20 protein-coding genes and 4 tRNA genes are annotated in these 25,907 nt (G+C 60.8%); 14 read left to right on the forward strand and 10 right to left on the reverse strand.

Annotated features, from left to right (window positions below):
- Window positions 1-617: 617 nt before the first annotated feature.
- From kdpF to HYE77_RS22670, 6 genes are all read left to right on the forward strand, one after another.
- Entirely contained in the window at window positions 618-716 is a 99-nt protein-coding gene (gene kdpF, locus HYE77_RS33000) for a K(+)-transporting ATPase subunit F (RefSeq protein WP_003219423.1), read from the forward strand.
- 108 nt (window positions 717-824) lie between these two features.
- Window positions 825-2,531, forward strand: coding sequence for a potassium-transporting ATPase subunit KdpA (kdpA, locus tag HYE77_RS22650; RefSeq protein WP_177069392.1), 1,707 nt, complete (start codon window positions 825-827; stop codon window positions 2,529-2,531).
- A gap of 10 nt (window positions 2,532-2,541) precedes the next feature.
- The gene (kdpC, locus tag HYE77_RS22655) at window positions 2,542-3,201 is read left to right on the forward strand and encodes a K(+)-transporting ATPase subunit C (RefSeq protein ID WP_177069393.1); all 660 of its coding nucleotides are present in this window, start codon (window positions 2,542-2,544) and stop codon (window positions 3,199-3,201) included.
- Window positions 3,202-3,212: 11 nt separating this feature from the next.
- Window positions 3,213-5,285, forward strand: coding sequence for a potassium-transporting ATPase subunit KdpB (gene kdpB / locus HYE77_RS22660; RefSeq protein ID WP_177069394.1), 2,073 nt, complete (start codon window positions 3,213-3,215; stop codon window positions 5,283-5,285).
- Between the two features lie 129 nt (window positions 5,286-5,414).
- Entirely contained in the window at window positions 5,415-8,066 is a 2,652-nt protein-coding gene (locus HYE77_RS22665; RefSeq protein WP_177069395.1) for a sensor histidine kinase KdpD, read from the forward strand.
- Window positions 8,063-8,755 carry a response regulator gene (locus tag HYE77_RS22670; RefSeq protein WP_003219430.1) on the forward strand — a complete coding sequence of 231 codons (693 nt, stop codon included), beginning with the start codon at window positions 8,063-8,065 and terminating at the stop codon, window positions 8,753-8,755. Before HYE77_RS22665 ends, HYE77_RS22670 begins: the two co-directional genes overlap by 4 nt.
- On the opposite strand, the gene HYE77_RS22675 is transcribed toward HYE77_RS22670, so the two are convergent.
- Entirely contained in the window at window positions 8,715-9,638 is a 924-nt protein-coding gene (locus HYE77_RS22675) for a LysR family transcriptional regulator (RefSeq protein ID WP_177069396.1), read from the reverse strand. The two genes, HYE77_RS22670 and HYE77_RS22675, sit on opposite strands and share 41 nt — an antisense overlap.
- 105 nt (window positions 9,639-9,743) lie before the next feature.
- On the opposite strand from HYE77_RS22675, the gene HYE77_RS22680 reads away from it, so the two are divergent.
- Entirely contained in the window at window positions 9,744-11,258 is a 1,515-nt protein-coding gene (locus HYE77_RS22680) for an MFS transporter (protein ID WP_177069397.1), read from the forward strand.
- A gap of 78 nt (window positions 11,259-11,336) precedes the next feature.
- Here the strand turns inward: HYE77_RS22680 and HYE77_RS22685 are convergent.
- Both HYE77_RS22685 and HYE77_RS22690 read right to left on the reverse strand, forming a co-directional pair.
- Window positions 11,337-11,413 (reverse strand) — tRNA-Asp (locus tag HYE77_RS22685).
- Window positions 11,414-11,432: 19 nt separating this feature from the next.
- Window positions 11,433-11,508 (reverse strand) — tRNA-Val (locus tag HYE77_RS22690).
- Window positions 11,509-11,709: 201 nt separating this feature from the next.
- On the opposite strand from HYE77_RS22690, the gene HYE77_RS22695 reads away from it, so the two are divergent.
- The 3 genes from HYE77_RS22695 (at window position 11,710) to HYE77_RS22705 (ending at window position 15,702) form a co-directional block, all read left to right on the forward strand.
- Entirely contained in the window at window positions 11,710-12,228 is a 519-nt protein-coding gene (locus HYE77_RS22695) for a sigma-70 family RNA polymerase sigma factor (protein ID WP_177069398.1), read from the forward strand.
- A 7-nt stretch (window positions 12,229-12,235) separates the two neighbouring features.
- The gene (locus tag HYE77_RS22700) at window positions 12,236-13,216 is read left to right on the forward strand and encodes a FecR family protein (RefSeq protein ID WP_177069399.1); all 981 of its coding nucleotides are present in this window, start codon (window positions 12,236-12,238) and stop codon (window positions 13,214-13,216) included.
- Window positions 13,217-13,293: 77 nt separating this feature from the next.
- The gene (locus tag HYE77_RS22705) at window positions 13,294-15,702 is read left to right on the forward strand and encodes a TonB-dependent siderophore receptor (protein WP_177069400.1); all 2,409 of its coding nucleotides are present in this window, start codon (window positions 13,294-13,296) and stop codon (window positions 15,700-15,702) included.
- A gap of 147 nt (window positions 15,703-15,849) precedes the next feature.
- Here HYE77_RS22705 and HYE77_RS22710 read toward each other — a convergent pair.
- Window positions 15,850-15,926, reverse strand: a tRNA-Asp gene (locus HYE77_RS22710).
- A 19-nt stretch (window positions 15,927-15,945) separates the two neighbouring features.
- Window positions 15,946-16,021: transfer RNA gene (locus tag HYE77_RS22715), tRNA-Val, on the reverse strand.
- Window positions 16,022-16,182: 161 nt separating this feature from the next.
- On the opposite strand from HYE77_RS22715, the gene rdgC reads away from it, so the two are divergent.
- The 3 genes from rdgC (at window position 16,183) to sugE (ending at window position 18,647) form a co-directional block, all read left to right on the forward strand.
- Window positions 16,183-17,103: a recombination-associated protein RdgC gene (rdgC, locus tag HYE77_RS22720; protein WP_008430455.1), complete on the forward strand. Its 921-nt coding sequence runs from the start codon at window positions 16,183-16,185 to the stop codon at window positions 17,101-17,103.
- Window positions 17,104-17,258: 155 nt separating this feature from the next.
- Window positions 17,259-18,224: a bile acid:sodium symporter family protein gene (locus tag HYE77_RS22725; RefSeq protein ID WP_003212369.1), complete on the forward strand. Its 966-nt coding sequence runs from the start codon at window positions 17,259-17,261 to the stop codon at window positions 18,222-18,224.
- A gap of 108 nt (window positions 18,225-18,332) precedes the next feature.
- A complete protein-coding gene (gene sugE, locus HYE77_RS22730; protein ID WP_003190128.1) occupies window positions 18,333-18,647 on the forward strand; it encodes a quaternary ammonium compound efflux SMR transporter SugE in 315 nt (104 codons plus the stop codon).
- Window positions 18,648-18,725: 78 nt separating this feature from the next.
- Here sugE and HYE77_RS22735 read toward each other — a convergent pair whose 3' ends face one another.
- The 5 genes from HYE77_RS22735 to HYE77_RS22755 all read right to left on the reverse strand — a co-directional run bounded on the left by HYE77_RS22735 (window position 18,726) and on the right by HYE77_RS22755 (window position 25,135).
- A complete protein-coding gene (locus HYE77_RS22735) occupies window positions 18,726-20,207 on the reverse strand; it encodes a M91 family zinc metallopeptidase (RefSeq protein WP_177069401.1) in 1,482 nt (493 codons plus the stop codon).
- A gap of 176 nt (window positions 20,208-20,383) precedes the next feature.
- Complete coding sequence (locus HYE77_RS22740; protein ID WP_177029243.1) at window positions 20,384-22,258, reverse strand: MFS transporter; 1,875 nt, start codon at window positions 22,256-22,258, stop codon at window positions 20,384-20,386.
- Window positions 22,259-22,327: 69 nt separating this feature from the next.
- Window positions 22,328-23,482, reverse strand: a complete 1,155-nt coding sequence (locus tag HYE77_RS22745; protein WP_008430443.1) for a TDT family transporter — start codon at window positions 23,480-23,482, stop codon at window positions 22,328-22,330.
- 106 nt (window positions 23,483-23,588) lie between these two features.
- Complete coding sequence (locus tag HYE77_RS22750; RefSeq protein WP_102606155.1) at window positions 23,589-23,900, reverse strand: cupin; 312 nt, start codon at window positions 23,898-23,900, stop codon at window positions 23,589-23,591.
- A 41-nt stretch (window positions 23,901-23,941) separates the two neighbouring features.
- Entirely contained in the window at window positions 23,942-25,135 is a 1,194-nt protein-coding gene (locus HYE77_RS22755) for an MFS transporter (RefSeq protein ID WP_177069402.1), read from the reverse strand.
- A gap of 91 nt (window positions 25,136-25,226) precedes the next feature.
- Between HYE77_RS22755 and HYE77_RS22760 the strand changes: the two genes are divergently transcribed.
- The gene (locus tag HYE77_RS22760) at window positions 25,227-25,772 is read left to right on the forward strand and encodes a TetR/AcrR family transcriptional regulator (protein WP_177069403.1); all 546 of its coding nucleotides are present in this window, start codon (window positions 25,227-25,229) and stop codon (window positions 25,770-25,772) included.
- Window positions 25,773-25,907 lie beyond the last annotated feature (135 nt).

Genomic DNA, 25,907 nt, shown 5'->3' on the forward strand with positions numbered 1-25,907 from the left:
ATGGCCCGTCGCGGCGGCCCGCGGAGCAATGCCGGAGTGAGGGAACGCCGAGCCCTAGCGAGGCGCCGACAGGCGGGGCAGAGCCCTTTGCTTACTTTGGGGCTTTTCCAAAGTGAGTCGCTGTAAGAGCGAAACCATAAGTAGCCGTTACCTAAAAAACGGATATACACACAACAGCCACGTAAAGATTCCGTATAGATTCAACCCCAGCCATAACGTTTACGTCGTCTCTATTGAGCAACTAATCCCCCCTCCACTACTGTGACCTCCACCCCAATAACCCCCGCAGGAAGTCATCGTGGAAAGTTCAACGTTAGGCATGATCGTCCTCTCAATGATCGCCCTGTTCGGCGCCGCCGCGTTTTGCTTCGAACAACTCGCCACCCGCGAATCAAAGAAAAAGAAAGCCAAATAAGCTGATCATCAAAAGCAGCAAAACCCCAGTGCTTCAAGGGATACCCCGCCCCCGGGTTATCCCTTTTTTCCGTTCGCCCACCCCACCCTCCTCTATACACCGTCTTAATGCCCAAACCCGCAATCAGTGCCCGAACTTGATACCCAACCTCTTAACCTCCCCGCGTCCGCAATCGCGGCTTATTAATCAGGGGAGTTCCACCGTGCTCACACTCAAGTTCATCTATATCGCCAGCGGCCTATGCGCCGTCGGGCTGTTCGCTTATCTGGGCTACGCCCTCATTCGCGCCGAAAAGTTCTAGGGAGCCCCACCATGTACGACATGATTTTTGTAGGCCTCTCCCTGGTGTTTTTCGCCGCGACAACCATGGCCATTGTCGCCATGGGCAAGATTTGAACGGAGCCTCGACATGCTAAGCACTTTGCTGGAATTTGCGCTGGTCCTGGGGTTGATGACCGGGCTCGCCGTGCTGATGGGCAAGTGGCTGACCCGGGTGTTTACCGGAACCCGCCACGCCCTGCCGGAACGTTATACCTATCGCCTGCTGGGCATCGACCCGCTGGAAACCATGAGCTGGGCCCGCTACGGTTCGGCCCTGTTGCTGTCGAACGCCGCGATGATGCTGCTCGGCTATCTCATCCTGCGGTTACAGGCCGTCATGCCGATCAACCCACTCGGGCTGGCCGCACAAACCCCGGACCTGGCGTTCAATACCGCCGCTTCCTTTATCACCAACACCAACTGGCAGGCGTACTCGGGCGAAACCAGCCTGTCGAACTTCAGCCAGATGGCAGTAATCACCTTCCTGATGTTCGTCGGCGCCACCTCGGGCGTGGTCGCCGCAGCCGGTTTTATCCGTGGCCTGAGTCGCTCAAGCTCGGCGGATATCGGCAACTTCTGGGTCGACTTCACTCGCACCCTGTACCGCGTGATGCTGCCGCTGTGCGTGGGCATGGCCCTGGTGTATGTGTGGCAAGGCATGCCGCAGACCTTTTCCTCCCAAGCCCTGGCCACCACCCTGGAAGGCGCGCAGCAACAACTGATTGTCGGCGCCGTGGCGAGCTTTGAATCGATCAAGCATATCGGCACCAACGGCGGCGGCTTCTTCAGCATGAACGCCGCGCACCCGTTCGAAAACCCGACCCCGCTGACCAACGCCCTGCACATCCTCAGCATGTTGCTGATCCCGTCGGCGCTGACCTACACCTTCGGCAGCATGCTGCTCCAACGCCGTCAGGGCTGGGTGTTTTTCGGCACCTTCCTGGTGATGTTCTTAGGCTTTCTCGCGCTGGTGTACGGCGCCGAGCAAAACGGCAACCCGCTGCTGACCCAGGCCGGTGCCAACCAGACGCTGTCCATCGAACAAAGCGGCGGCAATATGGAAGGCAAGGAACTGCGCTTCGGCATTGCCGACAGCAGCCTGTTTATCGCCACCACCACCGCGGCCACCACCGGCTCGGTCAACGCGATGCATGACTCATTGACCCCCATGGGCGGCTTCGTGCCCCTGGCGCAGATGATGCTCAACTGCGTGTTCGGCGGCGACGGCGTGGGCTTTATCAACCTGATCCAGTACGCGCTGCTGACGGTGTTCCTGGTGGGCATGATGATCGGCCGCAGCCCGGAATTCCTCGGCAAGAAGATCGAGGCTCGGGAGATAAAACTGGTGATGCTCTCGGTGCTCGCGCACCCCATCAGCATCCTCGGTTTCACCGCCCTCGCCGCCCTGTGGCCCGACACCATGGCCAGCCTGAATAACCTCGGCCCCCACGGTTTCAGCGAGGTGCTCTACGCCTACACCTCGGGCACCGCCAACAACGGTTCGGCGTTCGCCGGGCTGAACGCCAACACGCCTTTCTTCAACACCACCATTGGCCTGGCGATGCTGGCCGGGCGCTTCTTCACCATGCTGCCGATGCTCGCCGTGGCCGGTTCCCTGGCGATGAAAAAGACCGTGCCTGCCGGCGCCGGCACCATCCCCACCGCAACCCCGCTGTTCATGGTGCTGGTGGTGTTTGTGGTGCTGGTGGTGGGCGGCCTGACTTTCCTGCCGGCGCTCGCGCTCGGCCCGCTGGTGGAGCAACTGCAGTTGCTGTCCGGCCAGACGTACAACTAAGGACACGTTGATGACGACTCAATCGATATTCAAAGGGCTGTTGCGCCCGGTGCTGGTTTCGGCAGTGTTTTTCATGGCGCTGACCGGCCTCGCCTACCCGGTCTTCACCACCTTTGCCGCGCAGTTGCTGTTCCCGTTCCAGGCCCAGGGCTCGCTGATTGAACGCGACGGATTGGTGATCGGCTCGGCGTTGATCGGCCAGGACTTTACCAGGCCCGGCTACTTCCACGGCCGCCCGAGCATGACCCTCGGTACCGACCCGCAAGACCCGAGCAAAAGTGTCTCCCAGCCGTACAACGCCGGTTCCAGCGGCGCCAGCAACCTGGGCCCTACCAGCCAGAAACTGGTGGACCAGGTCGCGGCCCGGGTTAAAGCCTACCGCCAGGACAACGGCCTCGCCGCCGACGCCCAGGTGCCGGTGGATGCGGTCACCGCTTCCGCCTCCGGCCTGGACCCGCATATCTCCGTGGCCAACGCACGCATCCAGCTGGCCCGGGTCGCCCGCCTGCGACAGATCCCCGAAGCCGAACTGCTGCAACTGGTGAACGAAAACACCGCTGCCCGCACCCTCGGTTTGCTCGGCGAACCACGGGTCAATGTGCTGCAACTCAACCTCGCGCTGGACGCCCGCCTGCCTCTGCGCCAGCCCCCCATTGCGGCCAGTGAGTAAGAGATTCCCCCATGATCAAGAATGCTCGTTTACCTCTGTTTGATCGCGCCATCGTGCTCTCCGCCTGCGGGGGTGCGTTCAAGAAACTGCTGCCCCAGGCGCAGTGGAAAAACCCGGTGATGTTCGTCGTGTACCTGGGCAGCCTCCTCACCACGCTGCTGTGGTTCCAGTCCCTGGGTGGCCAGGGTGAAGCGCCCAGCGGCTTTATCCTCAGCATCTGTTTGTGGCTGTGGTTTACCGTGCTGTTCGCCAACTTTGCCGAGGCCCTGGCCGAAGGCCGCAGCCGTGCCCAGGCCGCCAGCCTGCGCGGGATGAAGCGCCAGACCCTGGCCAAGTTGCTGCAACAACCCAAACACGGCGCCCCATGGCTGCCGACCGAAGCCACGCTGTTGCGCAAAGACCAGGTGGTGTTGATCGAAGCCGGCGACCTGGTGCCGCTGGACGGCGTGGTGATCGAAGGGGTGGCCTCGGTGGACGAAAGCGCAATCACCGGCGAATCGGCACCGGTGATTCGCGAGGCCGGCGGCGACTTTTCCTCGGTCACCGGCGGCACGCGGGTGCTCTCGGACTGGCTGGTGGTGCGCATCAGCGTCAACCCGGGCGAGTCGTTCCTCGACCGCATGATCTCGATGGTCGAATCCGCCAAGCGTCAGAAAACGCCCAACGAAGTCGCCCTGACAATTTTGCTGGTGGGCCTGACCCTGTTGTTCCTGCTGGTGATCGCCACGCTGAGCCCGTACTCGATCTTCGCCGTGGCCATGAGTGGCAGCGGTAGCGTGATCAGCGCCACGGTACTGGTGGCGCTGCTGGTCTGCCTGATCCCCACCACCATCGGCGGCCTGCTCTCGGCCATCGGCGTGGCGGGCATGAGCCGCATGATGTCGGCCAATGTGATCGCCACTTCCGGCCGCGCCGTTGAGGCGGCGGGTGACATCGACGTGTTGCTGTTGGACAAGACCGGCACCATCACGTTGGGCAATCGCCAGGCCAGCAGTTTCCTGCCGGCACCGGGGGTCAAGGAAGCTGAACTGGCCGACGCGGCGCAACTGGCGTCCCTGGCCGACGAAACCCCGGAAGGCCGCAGCATCGTGGTGCTGGCCAAGCAGAAGTTCGACATCCGCGCGCGGGACATCAACGCCCTCGGCGCAAGCTTTGTGCACTTCACCGCACAGACCCGCATGAGCGGCGTCGACCTGCCCGAAGGCCGCGGTATTCGCAAGGGTGCAGCGGATGCGATTCGCAGTCATATCGAAGCACTCGGCGGGAGCTTTCCGGCTGCATTGCAGGCCAAGGTCGACGAAGTATCGCGACGCGGCAGCACTCCGCTGGTGGTCTCGGACGGGGCAAAAGCACTCGGCGTGGTGGAGCTCAAGGACGTGGTCAAGGGCGGCATCAAGGAGCGCTTCGCCGAACTGCGGCGCATGGGCATCAAGACCGTGATGATCACCGGCGACAACCGCCTGACCGCCGCCGCGATTGCGGTGGAAGCCGGCGTGGATGACTTCCTCGCCGAGGCGCGCCCGGAAGACAAACTGCAACTGATCCGCGACTACCAGGCCCAGGGCAAGCTTGTGGCCATGACCGGCGACGGCACCAACGACGCGCCGGCGCTGGCCCAGGCCGACGTGGCGGTGGCGATGAACAGCGGCACCCAGGCAGCGAAAGAGGCCGGCAACATGGTCGACCTCGACAGCAACCCGACCAAGCTGATCGAAGTGGTCGAGGTGGGCAAGCAGATGCTGATGACCCGTGGTGCGCTCACCACCTTCAGCGTGGCGAATGACGTGGCGAAGTATTTCGCGATCATCCCGGCGGCGTTTGTCGCGACCTATCCGCAACTCGGTGCGTTGAACGTGATGCACCTGAGCAGTCCCAACTCGGCGATCCTCAGTGCGGTGATTTTCAACGCGTTGATCATCGTGGCGCTGATTCCGTTGGCCCTGCGCGGCGTGACGTACCGGGCGATTGGCGCGGCGGCATTGCTCAATCGCAACCTGCTGATCTATGGCCTGGGCGGGGTGCTGGTGCCGTTTGCCGGGATCAAGCTGATTGACCTGGTGCTGACCGGGCTGGGTCTCGTGTAGCACCGCAAACCCAATGTGGGAGCGGGCTTGCTCGCGAATACGGAGTGTCAGCCAACTCGACTGTCACTGACACACCGCTTTCGCGAGCAAGCCCGCTCCCACCATTGAACCGCATTGACCAGGAATGACATGCCCGCATTAAACGAAGAACGCCCCGACCCCGACGCCCTTCTCGCCCGGGTCCAGCAGGAAGAACAGGCCGCCTTGCGCGGCAAACTGCGTATCTACTTCGGCTCCAACGCCGGGGTGGGCAAGACCTGCGCCATGCTTGACGCGGCGCAACGGGAAGTCAGCCTGGGCCGCGACGTACTCGCCGGTGTGGTGGAAACCCACGGCCGCCAGGAAACCGCCAACCTGCTCAACGGCCTCGAACAACTGCCCCGCGCCCAACGCCTGCATCACGATTTCACCCTCACCGAATTCGACCTCGACGCCGCCCTGCAACGCAATCCCGCCGTGCTGCTGGTGGATGAACTGGCCCACAGCAACGTGCCCGGCTCGCGCCACCCGAAACGCTGGCAAGACGTGGAAGAACTGCTCAGCGCCGGCATCGATGTGTGGACCACCCTCAACGTCCAGCACCTGGAAAGCCTTAACGATCTGGTGAGCGGGATCATCGGTATTCGCGTGCGGGAAACCGTACCGGACCACGTGTTCGACAATGCCCACGAAGTGGTCGTCGTGGACCTGCCGCCGGATGATCTGCTGCAACGCTTGAAGGACGGCAAGGTGTACCTGGGGCCCCAGGCCGAGCGCGCCTCGCGGCACTTTTTCCGCAAGGGCAACCTGCTCGCCCTGCGGGAACTGGCCCTGCGCCGCACGGCCGACCGGGTCGACACGCAGATGCGCGTGTACCGTCGCGAACAGTCGATCAAGACCCTGTGGCCCGCCCGCGAGCGATTGCTGGTAGGCGTGGCCGGTGACGCCGGTGATGAACGCCTGGTGCGAGAAGCCGCGCGCCTGGCGCAAAAGCTCGAGGCGGACTGGATCGTGGTGCACGTCACGGCAGCCCAGGGCCGCGGCGCCAAGCGTTATCTCACAGCAATGAAAACCCTGGCCCTGGCCAGCGAATTCGGCGCCGACACCGCGACATTGCCGGGCATGGACGTCGCCGAAGCACTGGCCGCCTGTGCCCGGGAACACAACGCCAATCGCCTGGTGCTCGGCCATCATCCGCGCCGGGCATGGCGGTTCTGGCATCAGTCGGTGAGCGACCGGATCAGCCGGCACCATCCGCAGATCGACCAGATCGTGATCGCCCATGGCGTACTGCCGGGCACTGTTCCTGCCATTGAAAAACCTACGCCAGCGCCCGGCAGAACCCTGGCCTACCTCTGGTCCACACTCGCCTGTTTCACCGCCAGCGCCATCGCCGCGCTGCTGCTGCAAGTGTTCGACCTGGCCAACGTGGTGATGCTGTTCCTGCTCACGGTGGTGCTGGTGGCCCTGCGGTTTGGACGCGGCCCCGGCGTGTGGGCAGCGATGCTCGCGGTGCTGTGTTTCGACTTCTTTTTCGTCCAGCCGCGCTACTCGTTTACCGTCAACGACACCCAGTATTTCTTCACCTTCGCGTTGATGCTCGGCATCGCCCTGATCACCGGGCAGCTCACCGCACGCCTGCGCCACGAAGCGCGCACCGCCGCCGCTCGAGAACGTCGCGCAACCTCACTGGCGCGCCTGGCCCGGGACCTGTCGGCCGCGTTGACCGTGGAGCAGATCAGCGAAGTGGCGCTGCGCACCTTCAGCGGCGTGTTCGAGGCGCGGGTCGGCCTGGCCTTGCCGGACGCCGCCGACGGCGTGCACAGCGTGGGCGCGGGCGGGCTGCCGATCGACGACAGCATCGCCCAATGGACCTACGACCACGGCCAGTCCGCCGGCCAGGGCACCGACACCTTGTCCGCCGCCAAGGGCTGCTACCTGCCGCTCAAGGCGCCGATGCGCGTGCGCGGTGTGCTGGTGCTGGAACTGGCGCAAAGCGAACGCCTCAACGAGCCCGAAGAGCGCCGCCTGCTGGAAGCCTGCATGAGCCAATTGGCGATTGCCCTGGAGCGCGTGCACTTCGTCGAAGTGGCGCAAAGCACGATGGTGCAGATGGAAGGCGAGAAAATGCGCAACACCTTGCTCGCGGCGATTTCCCACGACCTGCGCACCCCCTTGACCACCCTGATCGGCGCCGCCGACACCGCCCTGCCCCATGCGCCGCCGGGGCCGCTGACCGCGTTGCTGCACGGTATTCATGAGCAGGCGACTTCGATGCAACGCTTGATCGAAAACCTGCTGGACATGGCCCGCATGCAGGAGCGCGGTGTGCGACTCAACCGGCAATGGCATCTGCTGGAAGAAATTGTCGGCAGCGCCCTGCGCCAATTACGCGAACCACTGGCCCGGCATGTGCTGCACACCACCCTCGACCCGCAGTTGCCGCTGTTGGAAGTCGACGCGCTGCTGATCGAACGGGTGCTGGTCAACCTGCTGGACAACGCCGCCAAATACACCCCGCCTGGCACGGTCATCACCGTCACCGCCCGTTCCGTTTCCGACAGCATCCTGCTGGAAGTCAGCGACACCGGCCCGGGCAGCGCGCCGGCCAATCTGTTCGAACCGTTTGCCCGTGGCCAGCAGGAATCCTCGGTCGCCGGAATCGGCCTGGGCCTGGCCCTGGCCAAGCGCATCGTCGAAGCCCACGGCGGGCGCATCGAAGCCAGACCCGGCAGCGAGCGCGGCATGCATTTCGTCATCACTTTACCGGCGGGTACTCCGCCCCCAATGGACGCCCTATGAGCACTGCACGCATTCTGATTGTTGAAGACGAGGCCAACATCCGCCGTTTTGTCGGCATCGCCCTGCAGGATGAGGGCTTCCAGGTGTTCGAGGCCGACAGCGTCAAACGCGCGTTGATCCACGCTTCCAGCCGTCAGCCGGACCTGGTGATCGTCGACCTCGGCCTGCCGGACGGCGACGGTAAACAGCTGATCAGCGAGCTGCGGGGATGGCTGGCGGTGCCGATCCTGGTGTTGTCGGCACGGGATCGCGAAGAGGAAAAAGTCGCCGCCCTGGATGCCGGCGCCGATGACTACCTGACCAAACCCTTCGGCGTACCCGAGTTGCTCGCGCGCATCCGTGCGCAACTGCGCCGTCATGGGCAGACCGGCACCGTGGCGGCCACCAGCAAGGTGGCGTTTGGCGATATCGAGGTGGACCTGGCGACCCATGAAGTGTGGCGCCAAGGCCTGCCGGTGCACCTGACGCCCATCGAATACCGCCTGCTGTGCGCGATGATTCGCGGGCAGAGCCGGGTGCTCACCCATCGGCAATTATTGCTCGAGGTGTGGGGCCTGGATTACGTGGACCGCGCCCACTACCTGCGGGTGCACATGGCGCACCTGCGGCAGAAGCTGGAGGCGGACCCGGCCCAGCCGCAGTACTTCATCACCGAGTTGCAGGTGGGCTACCGGTTGGTAGGCTTGTGAACAGGTGCGCGGCGGCGAAGTCGACAAACACGCGGATCTTCGGCGAGAGATGCCGGCTGGATGGCCACAGCGCCCAGAACTGCCCCTGGTCATCGGAATGGCCGTCGAGCACGGTTTCCAGCTGGCCTTGGGCGAGTGCTTCGCGGGCCAGGAAGTCTGGCACGTAGGCAACCCCATGGCCGTCCATCGCGGCCCGGAGCATGGCCTCCATGTTGTTCAGGGTCAGCGCGGTGGGCAGGCGCAATTGGGTGATGGCCGGGTTGGCGGACAAGGTCCAGTCCATGATTTTGCCGGTGGTGGCGAAGCGGTAACGCAAGCACGGGTGATGCTCCAAATCGCTTAGGGACTCTGGCCGACCGTTGGCCCGCAGGTACTCGGGCGATGCACACAGCACAAACCTGAACGGCCCCAGCTTGCGGGCCATCAGGGTCGAATCCGCCAGGCCACCGCTGCGGATGACCACGTCGAAGCCCTCCTCGATCACGTCCACCAGATGGTCGTTGAAATCCAGCTCCAGCTCGATCTCGGGGTAGGCTTTGCGGAACGCCCTCATGTGCGGAAAGAGAAAGCGATAACCGATGGTGGGCAGGCTGACCCGCAGTTTGCCCCGGGGTGCCTGCATCGCATGGGAAAGCATGGCGCGGGCGTCTTGCAGGTCGTCGAGAATTTTCCGACTGCGCTCGTAGAACAATTGGCCTTCGGCGGTGAGGCTGACCTTGCGCGTACTGCGGTGCAACAGCCGCACATTCAGTGACGCCTCAAGCTTGGCGACATTCTTGCCCACCGCCGAAGCGGAAATCCCCATCGCCCGGGCCGCGCCGGTGAAGCTCAGGGCCTCTGCCGTTTTCACGAAGGCGATCACGCCGCTCAGGTTATCGGTCACGTCATTGCATCCATCCAGTCCGTTATGAACGGAATGTAAGCCCGTTTATCCGCGATTGCATCCTGATTAGAGTCTTTTAATCTTCAAACTCGCGGGAATGCCCCTATGACCACTACAACCGAATCTGCGCCCGCCCATGGCCGATATTCCATCCTGGCGGCCATTTGCCTGGCCGCCTTGGTATTGCCCATGAGCTTTACCGGCGGCGCCGTCGCCACGCCCTTTATCGGCCAGGCATTTGCCGCCCAGCCCAGCCAGCTGGCGTGGATCACCAACGCATTCATGCTGAGTTTCGGCAGCCTGTTAATGGCCGCCGGCACCCTCGCCGACCTCTATGGGAGAAAGCGTCTTTTCTTGTGGGGCATGGCGCTGTTTACCGTGGTCTCCTTGCTGCTGGCAGTGGCACCGGGGATTTTCTGGCTGGATGTGTTGCGTGGCGTGCAGGGCGTCGCGGCGGCTACGGCATTGGCCAGTGGCTGTGCGGCGCAGGCCCAGGAGGTTGACGGCCATGCCCGCACCCGCGCCTTCAGCTTGCTGGGCACCACATTCGGTGCAGGCCTGGCGTTTGGGCCATTGCTGTCGGGGGTGCTGATCGAGCACTGGGGCTGGCGCTCGATTTTTCTCGGCACTGCATTATTGGCCGGTATTTCGCTGCTGTTTGCCGCGCCCAAAATGCGTGAAAGCCGCGACCCGCAAGCGCTGCGGCTGGACACCGCTGGTGTACTGACGTTTTCCGCGATGCTGGTGGCCCTGACCACGGCGGTGATCCTCGCGCCGGAGCACGGCTGGACGTCGCCGCTGGTTGATGCCCTGCTGATCGCGGCGGCGGTGTTTTTGCTGGTGTTTATCCTCGTCGAAAACCGCTCCAGCCAACCGATGCTGGAGCTGCGGCTGTTTCGCTTCCCGCGTTTTATTGGCGTGCAGCTCCTGCCGATCGGTACCTGTTACTGCTACATCGTGCTGATCGTGTTGCTGCCCCTGCGGTTTATCGGTGTGGAAGGCGCCAGCGCGCTGGACGCGGGTTTGATGATGCTCGCGTTATCGGCACCGATGCTGGTGGTGCCGATGATCGCCGCATCGCTGACCCGCTGGCTCTCAGCAGGACTGTTGTGTGCCATTGGCTTGCTGATCGCGGCGGTGGGCCTGTGGGGATTAAGCCTGGCCAACCAGCCTGCGCAGACCATCGCCGCAATGCTGGTCATCGGGATAGGCACCGGGCTGCCGTGGGGTTTGATGGATGGTTTGGCGATCAGCGTGGTGCCCAAGGAGCGCGCGGGAATGGCGGCGGGGATTTTCAACACCACCCGCGTGGCCAGTGAAGGCGTGGCGTTGGCGATCACGATGGCGGTATTGGGCGCATTGGTGGCACATCACCTGAAGGGTCGCGCAGGGGCCGACGTGTCAGTGATTGCCCAAGGCCTGGTCATGGGCAACGTGCAACTGGCCTCGGCCGCCCTTCCGCTGGAAGCACTGCGCAGCGCCTACATCGCGGGGTTCAACACCTTGCTGCAACTGCTCGCGGGATTCACCGTGCTGACGGCGTTGGTGGTCCTGGCCTTCATGGGGCGAAACAGCATTGCACCCGTGCAAACCGAACCGGGCATTCAGTCGTTGAGCTGAATCCCAGGCACAAAAAAGCCCGCTCAATGAGCGGGCTTCCTGTGGTACCTGGCGTTCAGCGTTCCAGGTGACCGAATATGGCGCAGCGGACGGGACTCGAACCCGCGACCCCCGGCGTGACAGGCCGGTATTCTAACCGACTGAACTACCGCTGCGCGTAACACATAAAGCGAATGGTGGGTGATGACGGGATCGAACCGCCGACATTCTGCTTGTAAGGCAGACGCTCTCCCAGCTGAGCTAATCACCCTTCACTTTCGGTGTGGGGCGCATTCTATAGCATTTTTCCGTAATGTCATGATTTAAATGCAATTTATTTAAAATATTTTGTCTTCGACCCCGCGCACCCCGCAAAACCGGCGCTTTGGGTGCAAACGCGAGTCTATTGCGTTTGCCCAAGCCTTGGCCCCACAATTAACAATTATTCTCAATAACACCTGGGCCGGGCCTTATGTCTGTGGGTGAACCGCCGTTCCAACGGGAGATTACCGAGCTGTACAGCGAGCATCACGACTGGCTGTTCACTTGGTTGCGCCGAAAACTGGGCTGTACCCATAACGCCGCCGACGTGGCGCAGGACACCTTCGCGCGGATTCTGCACGCCCGCGAGTCGGTGACCGCCATCCGCGAACCCCGCGCCTATTTAAGTACCACCGCCAGGCGGCTGATCATCGACCAGGCACGGCGCAAGCAGATTGAGCACGCCTACCTTCAGGAATTGATGCTGACGGTGGAAACCCTGGAAGGTTTCCAGTCGCCCGAACAGATCCACACCACCCTGGAAGCCCTCGAGCACATTGCCTTCATGCTGGAAGGCATGCACGACAATGTGCGTCAGGCGTTTGTGCTGTATTACCTCGAAGACCTGACCCAGCAGCAAATCGCCCGCCACCTGAAATTGTCGGAGCGTACGGTACGCAAGTATTTGATCCAGGCCCTGCTGCATTGCAGCCACAGCGTGGATATCTGAACCGCACATGCCCGCCTCCCGCCAACAGATCGATGAACAAGCCGCCGAATGGATGATTCGCCTGCACGAAGGTGAATTGACCGAGGCCCAGCGCCAGGCGTTCGAGCGCTGGAAGCAGCAAGGCCCGCAACACGCCGCATCAGCAGCGCGCATGGAAGGTGTGATTGCGCGGATGCAGGCCCTGCGCGGGCAAAAGGCACCGGCCCGGGCGGCCTTGAGTGCGGCCTTTCCCCGGCATGGGAAGGCGCGCAAAAACTACGTCCGCGCGTTGATACTGGCCTGCAGCCTGGGCCTTCCCGCCATGGCGCTGCTCTACAGTCCTTATCCACAACAATGGATGGCCGATGTGCACAACGGTCCCGGCGAATGGAAAACCCTGCGGCTGGCGGACGGCTCGACGCTGACCCTGAACGGCATCAGTGCGGCGAATCTGCATTTCGACAGCCGGCAGCGCCGCATCGAATTGCTGCAAGGCGAGATCCTGGTGGAAGTGGCCCACGATGGCGAACGGCCATTTGTGGTGCAGACCGCCCAAGGCACCCTGCGCGCCCTGGGTACGCGATTTGTGGTCAGGCGCGAGGATGACGTTACGGTGCTGAGCATGCTCGAATCCCGCGTTGCCGCCCAAAGCGCGAATGGCCAGCAGACGCTGGAAGTGGACGCCGGCTCACAGGCGCGACTCAGCAAAGATGCCGTGCGCCTCTCCGGCAGCATCGATACGGCGAGCATCAATGGGGCCTGGCGCCGCCATCAACTGGTGGTGGATAACCGACCGTTGCCGGAAGTGCTGGATGAGATCGCCCGGCACCGTTCGGGCCGCTTGCAGTTTGATCGCGCCGCACTGGCCAGTCTCAAGGTCTCGGCCGTACTTCCCCTGGATGACACCGACCGCACCTTGCAGATGCTGGCTCAAACCCTGCCGATTACGCTGAAAACCTTTACCCCATGGCTGATAATTGTCAGCCCGGATACCGAGAGCAAAAAATAATTATTCGCATTGCTTCCGCTTTTTTTCGGGTTGCCCGTCAAGGAAGGTATACCGATGACTAAAGGACTGCCCTCACCATGCCCTTCCCTTCCAAGCCTCGCAGACGCCTGCTGAGCAGCGCGCCGCTGACCCTCACACTGCTCGCGACGACGCTGCTCAATACCCATCTGGCCCAGGCCGACACGGTAAACGTTGCGGCCCAAGCCTACGACATACCTGCCGGGCCGCTGGGCGCCACACTCAACCAGTTCGCCCAGCAAGCGGGCGTGGCTATCGTGTTCCAGTCCCAGAACCTGCTGGGGCTCGCGGGCCCGGGACTCAAAGGCACTTATAGCGTGGAGGCCGGGTTTGAAAAGCTGCTGCGTGGCAGTGGTTATCGGGCAGTCAAAGGTGATCAGGTCTACGCACTGGAAGCCAACCCTACCCCCACCGGCGCCGTGGAGCTGGGGGCGACGCAGATCAGCGCCAACCAACTCGGCACCATTACCGAAGGCTCCGGCTCTTACACCCCCGGCACCATCGCCACCGCAACCCGGCTGGTGCTGACGCCACGGGAAACTCCGCAATCGATCTCGGTGGTCACCCGCCAGGCCATGGATGACTTTGGCCTCAACTCCATCGACGACGTGATGCGCCATACCCCGGGCATCACCGTGGCAACGTATGACAGCGACCGTACCAGCTATTACTCCCGCGGCTTCGCGATTCGCAACTTCCAGTACGACGGTATTCCTATCCTGCAAGACCCGCAGTATTCGTCCGGCCATACCCTCACCGACATGGTGATCTATGACCGGGTAGAAATCCTCAAGGGCGCCACTGGCCTGCTCACTGGCGCCGGTGGCCCTGGTGGCACCATCAACATGATCCGCAAGAAACCTACCCAGGAATTCAAGGGCCATATCGACCTTGGCGCCGGTTCCTGGGACAACTACCGATCGGAAGTTGACGTCAGCGGTCCCTTGACCGAAACCGGCAACATCCGCGGCCGAGCCGTGGCGGCCCATCAAGACAAACACTCCTTCATGGACCATTACCAACGCAAAACCAGCGTCTACTACGGCATCCTGGAGGCGGACCTGTCGCCGGATACCCTGCTGACCGTGGGCGCGGACTATCAGGATAATGACCCCAAAGGCTCAAGCTGGACCGGCAGTGCCTCGCTGTATGACGAATCCGGCAATCGCATTGGCTCCAAGCGCTCATTCAACAACGGGCCACGGTGGAGCAGTTGGCAGCAGTACACGCGCACCGCCTTTGCCACCCTTGAACACAGCTTCGAAAATGGCTGGGTCGCCAAAGGTCAGTACAACCATCAAATCAACGGTTACAACGCCCCCCTGGGTTTCGTGAGCCCAGGTTTGCCCTCAGTGCTGGCGCGCAAATACACAGGTGAAACCGTCAGCGACAGCGCCGACCTTTACACCTCTGGCCCCTTCGGCCTGTTTGGCCGAGAACACCAGTTGGTGGTCGGCACCTCGGTTTCCCGCTCCCACTGGAAAGGCAAGGACTACACCAACGCCAGCCTGCCCAACAATAACTTCGACTATTACAACTGGAACGGCGACATCCCGAAGCCGGACTGGGGCGAAGTCACCAACAAAAACGATGAAATCACCCGCCAGACCGGCAGCTACATGACCGCTCGCTTCAGCCTCACGGACGATCTTTCGCTGCTGCTGGGCACGCGCGTTGCAGACTTCCAGGTCACCGGCACCAGTGATACGAAAAAAAGCGGCAAGGTCTTGCCCTATGCAGGCCTGGTATACGACCTGAACGACAACGTGTCGGCCTACGCCAGTTACACGGAAATTTTCCTGCCGCAGTCGTTCAACCGTGATCGCAACAACAAATTGCTGGAGCCGGATGAAGGCAAGAACTACGAAGTGGGGCTCAAAGGTGAATTCTTCGAAGGGCGCCTGAATTCCAGCATCGCCTACTTCGAGGTTCACGAAAAAAACCGCCCCGAGGAAGATACGGAGTACAACGCCAATCCAACCAACCCCGCTCGCGACTACGCCTATAAGCCGATCACTTCGAAAACCAAGGGTTATGAGGCGGAAATCTCTGGCGAGCTGACACCCGGCTGGCAGTTGCAGGCAGGCTACACCCACAAGATTGCCCGTGATGAAAGCGGCAAGAAGGTATCGACCTGGGAGCCGGAAGATCAGGTCAATGTCTATACCAGCTACAAGCTGACCGGCAGCCTCGACAAACTCACCCTCGGCGGCGGCGCGCGTTGGCAGGGTCAAGGCTGGCAGGTACTGAGCAACTGGGCCAAGGGCGGCGCTCAAGAAAAATTTGCCCAGGATCCCTACTGGCTGGTGGACCTGATGGCCCGCTATCAGATCACCGACAGCGTGTCGGCGACCGTCAACGTCAACAACGTGTTCGACAAGTCGTATTACACCAACATCGGCTTCTACAACTCGTCGTACTATGGCGACCCTCGCAACGTAATGGTCAGTACCCGCTGGGATTTCTAAACCCAATCAAAAACGCCCCCGATCGCTGCACATGATCGGGGGCGTTTTTTAGACCGGCGGTTTTAGCAAACCCCAGACGGCAAAAAGCCCGCTCAATGAGCGGGCTTCCTGTGGTACCTGGCGTTCAGCGTTCCAGGTGACCGAATATGGCGCAGCGGACGGGACTCGAACCCGCGACCCCCGGCGTGACAGGCCGGTATTCTAACCGACTGAACTACCGCTGCGCGTAACACATAAAGCGAATGGTGGGTGATGACGGGATCGAACCGCCGACATTCTGCTTGTAAGGCAGACGCTCTCCCAGCTGAGCTAATCACCCTTCACTTTCGGTGTGGCGCGCATTCTACGGAGCGACCCATAGTCTGGCAAGCACTTTCTTAAATAATTTTTTTCAGGCCTTCCAATGGCTTAGCGAGGGTTGGCCTATGACGCCATGAGGAGAATAATGCCCCCCTTTGTATATAAGGAGAGACTCACCCCATGTGGTTCAAAAACCTGCTTATCTATCGCCTGACCCAAGATCTGCCTGTTGATGCCGAGGCGTTGGAAACTGCACTGGCCACCAAACTGGCGCGCCCTTGTGCAAGCCAGGAGTTGACCACTTACGGTTTCGTCGCCCCTTTCGGTAAAGGCGAAGACGCGCCCCTGGTACACGTCAGCGGTGATTTCCTGCTGATCGCTGCGCGCAAGGAAGAACGTATCCTGCCGGGTAGCGTGGTGCGTGATGCGGTGAAGGAAAAGGTCGAAGAGATCGAAGCCGAGCAAATGCGCAAGGTCTACAAAAAGGAACGCGACCAGATCAAGGATGAAATCATCCAGGCCTTCCTGCCGCGCGCGTTTATCCGTCGCTCGTCGACCTTCGCCGCCATCGCGCCGAAACAGGGCCTGATCCTGGTGAACTCGGCCAGCCCGAAACGTGCCGAAGACCTGCTGTCCACCCTGCGTGAAGTGATCGGCACCCTGCCAGTACGTCCGCTGACCGTGAAAACCGCGCCAACCGCCATCATGACCGACTGGGTCACCACCCAGAAGCCGGCCGATGACTTCTTCGTCCTCGACGAATGCGAACTGCGCGACACCCACGAAGACGGCGGCATCGTGCGCTGCAAACGCCAGGACCTGACCGGCGAAGAGATCCAGCTGCACCTGACCACCGGCAAAGTCGTGACCCAATTGTCCCTGGCCTGGCAGGACAAGCTGTCCTTCATGCTGGACGACAAAATGACCGTCAAGCGCCTGAAGTTCGAAGACCTGCTGCAGGATCAGGCGGAACAGGACGGCGGCGACGAAGCACTGGGCCAGCAGGACGCCAGCTTTACCCTGATGATGCTGACGTTTGGCGACTTCCTGCCGGCGTTGGTTGAGGCACTGGGTGGCGAAGAAACCCCACAAGGTATCTAAAGCCTTGTGAAGATCAAAATGTGGGAGCGGGCTTGCTCGCGAATGCGTCCTTTCAGTTGATATCTTCCTGGCTGACACACCGCATTCGCGAGCAAGCCCGCTCCCACATTTGATCGCATGCGCACTTCCAAAATCGAATAACAAGGACCAACCCCATGCGTGCACTCGCCGCCTTGAGCCGTTTCGTCGGCAATACCTTCGCCTACTGGGTGCTGATTTTTGCCGTGGTTGCGTTCCTGCAACCCGCCTGGTTTCTCGGCCTCAAAGGCGCCATCGTGCCGCTGTTGGGCCTGGTAATGTTCGGCATGGGGCTGACCCTCAAACTTGAAGATTTCGCTGAAGTCGCGCGCCATCCGTGGCGCGTGGCATTGGGTGTGGTCGCGCATTTCGTGATCATGCCCGGCGTGGCCTGGCTGCTGTGCCAGGTCTTTCACCTGCCACCGGAAATTGCCGTCGGCGTGATCCTCGTCGGCTGCTGCCCGAGCGGCACGTCGTCCAACGTCATGACCTGGCTGGCCCGAGGCGACCTGGCCCTGTCGGTGGCCATTGCCGCCGTCACCACCCTCCTCGCTCCGCTGCTGACGCCCGCGCTGATCTGGCTGCTGGCCTCGGCCTGGTTGCCGGTGTCGTTCATGGAGTTGTTCTGGTCGATCCTGCAAGTGGTACTGCTGCCGATCGTGTTGGGCGTGGTGGCGCAGCGCTTGCTGGGCGCCCGGGTACGGCATGCGGTCGAGGTGTTGCCGCTGGTGTCGGTGGTCAGCATCGTGGCGATCGTCGCCGCCGTGGTGGCGGCCAGCCAGGCGAAGATTGCCGAGTCGGGCCTGTTGATCATGGCGGTGGTGATCCTGCATAACACCTTTGGCTTCCTGCTGGGCTATTTCACCGGCCGTGTGTTCGGGCTGCCGCTGGCACAACGCAAATCCCTGTCGCTGGAAGTGGGCATGCAGAACTCCGGCTTGGGCGCCGCACTGGCGAGTGCACATTTCTCGCCGCTGGCGGCGGTGCCGAGTGCGCTGTTCAGCGTCTGGCACAATATTTCCGGGGCACTCCTGGCTACGTACTTCCGGCGAATGAGCGAAAAGGAAGACCGCGAATTGTTGGCGGGCAAGTCCGAAACTTGATCACCTGATCAATATTCGGCACTCTAACGGGCTTCGCGTGGACGACCTCGCGACGCTATCGCGCGATTAATTCAGGGGACGACCCCGCCTTATAGAAGCGAGGTCATCATGTCCTGGATCATTCTGTTTTTTGCCGGACTGTTTGAAGTCGGCTGGGCCGTCGGACTGAAGTACACCGACGGTTTCAGCAAGCCACTGCCCACGGCCCTGACGATTGCCGCCATGGCCGTCAGCCTCGGACTGTTGGGGCTGGCCATGAAGGAACTGCCGCTGGGCACCGCCTATGCCATCTGGACCGGTGTCGGTGCAGTGGGCACGGTGATTGCCGGGATTATCCTGTTCGGGGAGTCCATGGCGCTGTTTCGACTGGCCAGTGTGGCGTTGATTATCTGCGGGCTGATCGGGCTCAAGATCAGCGCCTGAGCCACTCACCGGCAATAAAAACAAGGTGGACTTAATAGTCCACCGAGTACGGCACGCTATTTACTACTCTGTGATGCATCAGACGTCATAGTAGCGTTCACGCAGTTCTTTCCCCCATTCCTTGTAAAGTGCATTTTCGTTATACGGCTCCGGGTTTGTACTGGTAGGGGGCGTTGAGGGGTCATTATCAAAATCATAAGGTTCACCGTCCGTTGGTAACCCAACGGCTTGCCGCTCCAAATTTGGCTCACGAGTTGGCCTGCGGGGATCGCTAGTTTCTGGCGGTACTTCAGTTTCTCCGGGCAAGAACTTACCGTCGACACCGTCGTACGCATGGGCGAACTCATGGAACAGGGTTGAGACGCCTGGACGCTCGTACTTGTCCATAATGAACGAAGGGTTGTAGGAGACTGTTGCATCATCAGCCGGCATACCTGGCGTGTTATTAGTGATGAATCCGTGTTGCGAATCTTGAGGTGGGTGCTCATTGAGTGGTTGTAAGTCCTTACGTCCGTACTTATAAAAGATACCCTCCGACTCTGGCACCTTCTCTATTTTTATCGGCGCGGGAGTCTTGTCTAACGCCCCAAGCATTTTTTGCCCTACTGGAGAACCCCGAAAAAACTCTAGATCATCTTCAACGCGCTGCTTGAACTCACCATCCCCTTTAACCTCAAACGCTTTTTTACCAACGTCAGACGGCGTCACCTCAACGAACTTAGAGTTCCCCGTGCGTTTTATAGTGTCGTCTTTCTTGCCGTAAACAATATCCTTATCAGATACTGAATTAACCGTATCCTGCCCCTTGCCGGTATAAATTGTATTCTGACCAGCACCACCATCTACAACATCATTTCCCTTCCCGCCATTCATGACGTTCTTCCCACCGCCCCCACGCAGCGAATCATTGCCGCTGCCACCGTCCATGTAAGTGCCACCACCTGCTCCCCGCAACTTGTCGTTGCCGTTACCCCCATACATGACGCTATATGCCGAGCCTCCGGTGATCGTGTCATCCCCATCGTTGCCCTCGGCATACCCGACACCGCTGCCCAATTGAATGGTGTCATTACCAACACCGCCGTAGACATTGGTCCTGCCGCCTCCAGCGTTGAATCGATCGTTGCCGGCTCCCAGCTTGACGCTGACGGGCACTTTTACGTCGTCGTCAATAGTGACATTGTCGTCTCCGCCGTTGCTTTGGATCTCAAGATGCTGCTGACCATTACTCTTGGTATCGAAAGGAATGTCGTAGGTCTTGCCATTAATCTCGGCAGTCAATCCTCCATCAGCCGAATTTTTAATATGAATTTTGTCCGCGCTGTCACCCGTCTTAATCGTTAACGCCTGGTCTTTTGGCGGGGAGAAAAAACCACGCCCGCCACCCCTAACACTTAAATCTATCTGGACCCCACCTTCATTGAATGGCATATTCGGGATGATTTTTATCGGCGCAGAAGGCTCGCCCTGTTTATCCTGTAACTTATCGGAGGGTGCTGTAGAAAGAGTATGTAAAGGCGGTTGTAAAGCGGGAGGGTTAGTACTCACTTGCATGTTCATCGAAAATCATCCTTAGCGTTAGACAACTACGATGACTGCGTGGCAATTAGAAAGAAATGGTTCCGCAGGATGAGTGATTTATTACCCAAAACTACAAACTGCAAGCGTTGTCCCACATCAAAGTCAGTCCCTGCCCAGGCCCTTCAGCGCAGAAGGTCCTGAGCACCAGAACTTGACTACTTGAGATCACCCCTCAACGTGCCAACCAGACCATGCAACGCCTCGGGCGTCGCCGCCTCCACCGTCACCGGCGCGCCGGCCACCAGGGTCACTCGCGACCAGATCCGGTGGAAGAAGCCCTTGTTCGGATCGCGACTGAAAAAACTCCCCCACAACCCCTGCAACGCCATCGGAATCACCGGCACCGGCGTCTCTCCAAGAATCCGCGTCACGCCGCTTCGGAACTCGTTCATCTCGCCATCGGAGGTCAATTTTCCTTCCGGGAAGATGCACACCAGCTCGCCGTCCTTAAGGTAGTGGGCAATCCGCTGGAAGGCCTTTTCGTAGATCTGGATGTCCTCATGCCGCCCGGCAATCGGAATCGCCCCGGCAGTGCGGAAGATAAAATTCAAAACCGGCAGGTTGTAGATCTTGTAGTACATGACAAAACGAATCGGCCGACGCACCGAACCGGCAATCAACAGCGCATCGACAAACGACACGTGATTGCACACCAGCAACGCCGCGCCCTCGTCCGGGATCAGCTCGAGGTTCTTGTGCTCGACGCGGTACATGGAATGGCTGAGCAGCCAGATCATGAAACGCATGGTGAACTCGGGCACGATCTTGAAGATGTAGGTGTTGACCGCGATGTTCAGCAGCGACACCACCAGGAACAACTCGGGAATCGACAGCTTGGCCACGCTCAGCAGCAGGATCGAGACGATCGCCGAGACCACCATGAACAGCGCATTGAGAATGTTGTTGGCCGCGATCACCCGCGCCCGCTCGTTCTCGGCGGTACGCGACTGAATCAACGCGTACAGCGGCACGATATAGAAGCCGCCGAATACGCCAAGGCCGAGGATATCGAACAACACCCACCACGCCTGGCCGTAACTCAGCACGGCGATCCAGTCGTTGGCCTGGACGTTCTGCGGGAAGCCGCCGGAATGCCACCACAACAGCAGGCCGAACACGGTCAAACCGAACGAGCCGAACGGCACCAGGCCGATCTCGACTTTGCGCCCGGAGAGCTTTTCGCACAGCATCGAACCCAGTGCGATGCCCACCGAGAACACCGTGAGGATCAGCGTTACCACAGTCTCGTCGCCGTACATCCATTCCTTGGCGTAGGCCGGGATTTGCGTCAGGTAGATCGCGCCGACAAACCAGAACCACGAGTTGCCGACAATCGAGCGCGACACCGCCGGTGTCTGCCCCAGGCCGAGCTTCAAGGTGGCCCAGGACTGACTGAAGATATTCCAGTTCAGGCGCATCTCGGGGCTGGACGCCGCCGCGCGCGGAATGCTGCGGCTGGCCAGGTAGCCCAGCACCGCAATGCCGACGATGGCCGTCGAGACCACCGGCGCGTAATGGGTGGACGACATCATGATCCCGGCGCCAATGGTGCCCGCGAGGATCGCGAGGAACGTGCCCATTTCCACCAGGCCATTGCCGCCCACCAGCTCATCTTCGTGCAGGGCCTGGGGCATGATCGAGTACTTCACCGGCCCGAACAGCGCCGAGTGCGTGCCCATGGCAAACAGCGCCAGCAGCATCAGCTCCAGGTGGTTGAACATGAAACCCACCGCGCCCACGGACATGATCACGATTTCGCCGATCTTGATCACCCGGATCAGCGCGTCCTTGTTGAACTTCTCGCCAAATTGCCCGGCCAGGGCCGAGAACAGGAAGAACGGCAGGATAAACAGCAACGCGCAGAGATTGACCCAGATCGAGCGGTCGCCCTCGATGGTCAGCTTGTAGAGAATCGCCAGGATCAACGACTGCTTGAATATATTGTCGTTGAACGCACCAAGGGACTGGGTAATGAAGAACGGCAGGAAACGCCGTTTGCGCAGCAAAGTGAATTGCGAGGGGTGGCTCATCGTCCGTGTTCCTGCGTGGCCTGAAGGCTGTTATTGGTTTTTCCAGGCCACGACTTTACCTAATCCTGCTTACTTATTCGCTAGTCCTGCAATGCACGGCGATACAAAAAGCTCGCCTTTATAGGCGCCCTGCACCGTGCGCTTGGCGACAATCAGCCACATCAGCGCCAGCGCCGCCACCAACACGCAACCAACGATGCTGAAAAAACCCAGGTGCAAGGTGCTCGCCAGTTTCAGCGTGGCCAGCGAGTACACGCCCAACGGGAAGGTGAAGCCCCACCAGCCAAGGTTGAACGGGATACCGGCCCGCAGGTAACGCAGGGTGATCAGCACCGCGATCAGCATCCACCACAAGCCGAAGCCCCACAGGGTGATGCCTGCGACCAGGCCGATGCCGTTGGCCATCTCACCGACGCCGGGCAGACCGTTGGCGGCAAAGATGGCAGGTGCATCACCGCCCAGTACCAGCATGCCCAGGGCACCGGTGCCGATGGGACCTAGAGCCAGCCAGCTCGACGCGGCCATATTGGCGTGTGGCAGTTTATGCAGGGCCATGCGCAGCATCAGGATGGTCAGGATGCTGAACGCCACCGGCAGGGAAAACGCCCACAGCACGTAGCTGGTCACCAGCATCACCAGTTGCGAATGGGCGTCGGCCAGGTGCGGCGCCAGCAGGCCACCGCTGGCGGCGGCGACTTCCGCGGCCACCACCGGCAACAGCCACACGGCAGTCATCTGGTCGATACTGTGTTCCTGACGGGTGAACATCATGAACGGGATCAGCACCCCGCAGGCCAGGGCCATCGCGACGTCGAGCCACCACAGCACCTCGGCCAGTTGCACCACGCCATCCCCCCAGCGCGGCACGCCAAACAGCAGGAAGCCGTTGATAATGGTCGCCAGGCCCATGGGGATGGTGCCGAAGAACATCGACACCGTGGAGTGCCCGAAAATGCGCCGGGCCTCGTGGAAAAACATCACCCAGCGCGCCGCATACAGCACGCTGAACAGCACAAACAGGCCGATGGTAAACAGCCACAGCCCTTCGGCCACGGCGTGCAGCCCCGCCAGGTTGACCGGCAATTGCGCCAGCGCCAACGCCAGCACCCCGGTGCCCATGGTGGCGGCAAACCAGTTGGGGGTGAACTGGCGAATCACTTCCCGGGGACGGGTCAGGTGACTGAAGGGTTTCAAGCTGCTGTGAAGCGTATTCGGGCAAGTCATGGTGTAGTCCTCTTCCTCGCATGAGGTTGAGACCATGGTAGAACCGAATCGAATATCTATATAACGGGTAATATCTCTAACTGTTATCTGTTTCGTAGATATGTGATTAAACGCTGCCTTCGGTTTCAATCACCAGAATCCGTGCCGGGCCCTGTGGATGGGCCACATGCTCGGTGCCGACACTGGCGTAGAAGATGTCGCCTACCTGAAGCAAGGCCATCTGTTCGCTGCCGTTTTCGCGATAGTGCATCTGCACCTGGCCATCAAGCACCACGAACACCTCTTCGCCGTCATTCACGTGCCAGCGATACGGCTGGTCGGTCCAATGCAAACGGGTGGTGATGCCGTTCATATTGGCGATGTCCAGCGCCTCCCAGGCGCGGGTGCCGGTGAATTCTTTGCTGCGGATGATCTTCATGGGTGAATCCCAAGGCGTAAGAGTGACGAATTATTACCGAATCAATTACCCGCCGTCGCCCTGCTCTTCGCCAAATCCTGCATTAGCAACGCCACCAACGCGCCGAGTGCCAATACGATCAGCACCACGCCATAACCGTCGGTGGTGGCGATCAAACCGAAGGTGCGCGTCAAGTTGCCCGCCAACAGCGACGGCACACAGAACGCCAGGTAACTCAGCACATAGAACGCCGACATCAAGCCCGCCCGCTCATGGGGCAAGGCCAACGGCAAGACGCTGCGCAGCGCACCGAGGAATCCCGAGCCAAAACCACCGCCGGCGATCAGCGTGGCAATGAAGAACAGCGGCAGGCTGGCGCTGTGGACGGCCGTGAGGATCAGCGCAACACCCACCGCCAGCAGCACGGCGCCCAACCGCAGGACTTTGTCCGCCGGGCGGTTGCGCAGGCTGAAAATCATCACCGCACCGCTCAGCGTCAACACCGCCACCAGCCCGCCGCCGATCAGATTCGAGGTGGACCCGGTCGCCGCCCGCACCAGCGAGGGCGCCAGGGACAGATAAAAACCGCCCATGGCCCATACGGCTACGTCTACCGGCAACGAGATCCACAAGGCGCGTCGGGCCTGGGGCGGTACATGCAAGGTGGGCCATAGCGAGGCCAGGCCCCCCGGAATCCGGCTGACTGTCTCCGGCAGGCGCCAGACGTACAATGCCTGCAGGATCATCAACCCGAGCAGGGTCCAGTAAATCAACGTGGTCGGCATCGGCGCGAACTCCACCAGCAGGCTGCAGCCCATGGCCCCGCAGGCCATGCCCAGCAAAGGCGCTACGCTGTTGATCAGCGGGCCTTGCTGGCGGTCGGTGTCGAGCAATGCGGCGCCCAGTACGGCGGTGGCCATGCCGGTGGCAAAGCCTTGTACCGTGCGGGCGGCAATCAGCCAGCCGACGCTGTCGGCATTGATAAACAGCAGCATCGCCAGCATATCGAGGAGCAGCGCGGCAAAAATTACCGGCTTGCGCCCCAGGTGGTCCGACAGCGACCCCACGGTCAGCAATGCAGCCAGCAGGCTCAAGGCGTAAATGCCAAATACCAGGGTCAACATCGCCGCCGAAAAGTGCAGGCCCTCTTGATAGAGGTGGTACAACGGGGTCGGCGCGCTGGAGGCGGCGAGAAACGTCAGCAAGGTGATCGCCAGAAACACCAGGCTGGAACGATGAGAAGTAACGCTGGACATGGGCACGCTCCGCTAAAGCTAATATTTTGCTTTTGCGGAGTGTGCTACTGGATGGCGCTTAAAGCAAATTCTTTGTGTTAAGGTTTTACGCATGGCGATAAAAGAAGGGCTCCGCCCGGGGGGCCGTAGTGCCCGGGTCCAGGAATCAGTGCATTCGGCGGTGCGTGAATTGCTCGAAGAGCAGGACCGTTCCAGCGTGACCGTGCCGCAGATAGCCACGCGCGCCGGAGTGACGCCTTCGACCATCTACCGGCGCTGGGGTGACTTGGCGGCGCTGCTGGCCGATGTTGCGATGGCCCGTCTGCGCCCGGACAGTGAGCCGGCTGATACCGGCAGCCTGCGCGGAGACCTGCGGGCCTGGGGTGAGCAATACCGTGATGAGATGAGCTCGGACCTTGGCCGCGAGATGATGCGTGATGTGCAATGCAGTCAGGCGCCGGGGTATTGCGTGGGGATTCTCACCGGGCAGTTGGAGACGATCCTGGATCGGTACACCGACGACACCGGGACACTTCCCAGCGTGGATCGGCTGATCAATTTGATTGTTGCGCCAACCGTGTTTCGTAATCTGTTTTCTACCGCGCCGCTTGAGGTTGAAGAACTGCATGAGCTGATTGAGTTGGCTTTGCTGCCGTAAGGTGGTTTGTGGGTTTGGGTTTGGGTTTGGGTTTGGGTTTGGGTTTGGGTTTGGGTGTATATCCGTTATTTGGGTTGTTGCTGATATGGGTTCCGCTCTTACAGCGGCTCACTTTTGAAAAGCGCAAAAGTAAGC

The organism is Pseudomonas sp. IPO3774 (assembly GCF_013386835.1).
In the GTDB taxonomy this organism is placed as follows: domain Bacteria; phylum Pseudomonadota; class Gammaproteobacteria; order Pseudomonadales; family Pseudomonadaceae; genus Aquipseudomonas.

What these genes read in the sequence shown, in the direction of transcription:
- kdpA (WP_177069392.1), top strand. Translation starts at nt 825, where the DNA reads ATGCTAAGCACTTTGCTGGAATTTGCGCTGGTCCTGGGGTTGATGACC.
- kdpC (WP_177069393.1), top strand. Translation starts at nt 2,542, where the DNA reads ATGACGACTCAATCGATATTCAAAGGGCTGTTGCGCCCGGTGCTGGTT.
- kdpB (WP_177069394.1), top strand. Translation starts at nt 3,213, where the DNA reads ATGATCAAGAATGCTCGTTTACCTCTGTTTGATCGCGCCATCGTGCTC.
- HYE77_RS22665 (WP_177069395.1), top strand. Translation starts at nt 5,415, where the DNA reads ATGCCCGCATTAAACGAAGAACGCCCCGACCCCGACGCCCTTCTCGCC.
- HYE77_RS22670 (WP_003219430.1), top strand. Translation starts at nt 8,063, where the DNA reads ATGAGCACTGCACGCATTCTGATTGTTGAAGACGAGGCCAACATCCGC.
- HYE77_RS22680 (WP_177069397.1), top strand. Translation starts at nt 9,744, where the DNA reads ATGACCACTACAACCGAATCTGCGCCCGCCCATGGCCGATATTCCATC.
- HYE77_RS22695 (WP_177069398.1), top strand. Translation starts at nt 11,710, where the DNA reads ATGTCTGTGGGTGAACCGCCGTTCCAACGGGAGATTACCGAGCTGTAC.
- HYE77_RS22700 (WP_177069399.1), top strand. Translation starts at nt 12,236, where the DNA reads ATGCCCGCCTCCCGCCAACAGATCGATGAACAAGCCGCCGAATGGATG.
- HYE77_RS22705 (WP_177069400.1), top strand. Translation starts at nt 13,294, where the DNA reads ATGCCCTTCCCTTCCAAGCCTCGCAGACGCCTGCTGAGCAGCGCGCCG.
- rdgC (WP_008430455.1), top strand. Translation starts at nt 16,183, where the DNA reads ATGTGGTTCAAAAACCTGCTTATCTATCGCCTGACCCAAGATCTGCCT.
- HYE77_RS22725 (WP_003212369.1), top strand. Translation starts at nt 17,259, where the DNA reads ATGCGTGCACTCGCCGCCTTGAGCCGTTTCGTCGGCAATACCTTCGCC.
- sugE (WP_003190128.1), top strand. Translation starts at nt 18,333, where the DNA reads ATGTCCTGGATCATTCTGTTTTTTGCCGGACTGTTTGAAGTCGGCTGG.
- HYE77_RS22735 (WP_177069401.1), bottom strand. Translation starts at nt 20,207, where the DNA reads ATGAACATGCAAGTGAGTACTAACCCTCCCGCTTTACAACCGCCTTTA.
- HYE77_RS22740 (WP_177029243.1), bottom strand. Translation starts at nt 22,258, where the DNA reads ATGAGCCACCCCTCGCAATTCACTTTGCTGCGCAAACGGCGTTTCCTG.
- HYE77_RS22745 (WP_008430443.1), bottom strand. Translation starts at nt 23,482, where the DNA reads ATGACTTGCCCGAATACGCTTCACAGCAGCTTGAAACCCTTCAGTCAC.
- HYE77_RS22750 (WP_102606155.1), bottom strand. Translation starts at nt 23,900, where the DNA reads ATGAAGATCATCCGCAGCAAAGAATTCACCGGCACCCGCGCCTGGGAG.
- HYE77_RS22755 (WP_177069402.1), bottom strand. Translation starts at nt 25,135, where the DNA reads ATGTCCAGCGTTACTTCTCATCGTTCCAGCCTGGTGTTTCTGGCGATC.
- HYE77_RS22760 (WP_177069403.1), top strand. Translation starts at nt 25,227, where the DNA reads ATGGCGATAAAAGAAGGGCTCCGCCCGGGGGGCCGTAGTGCCCGGGTC.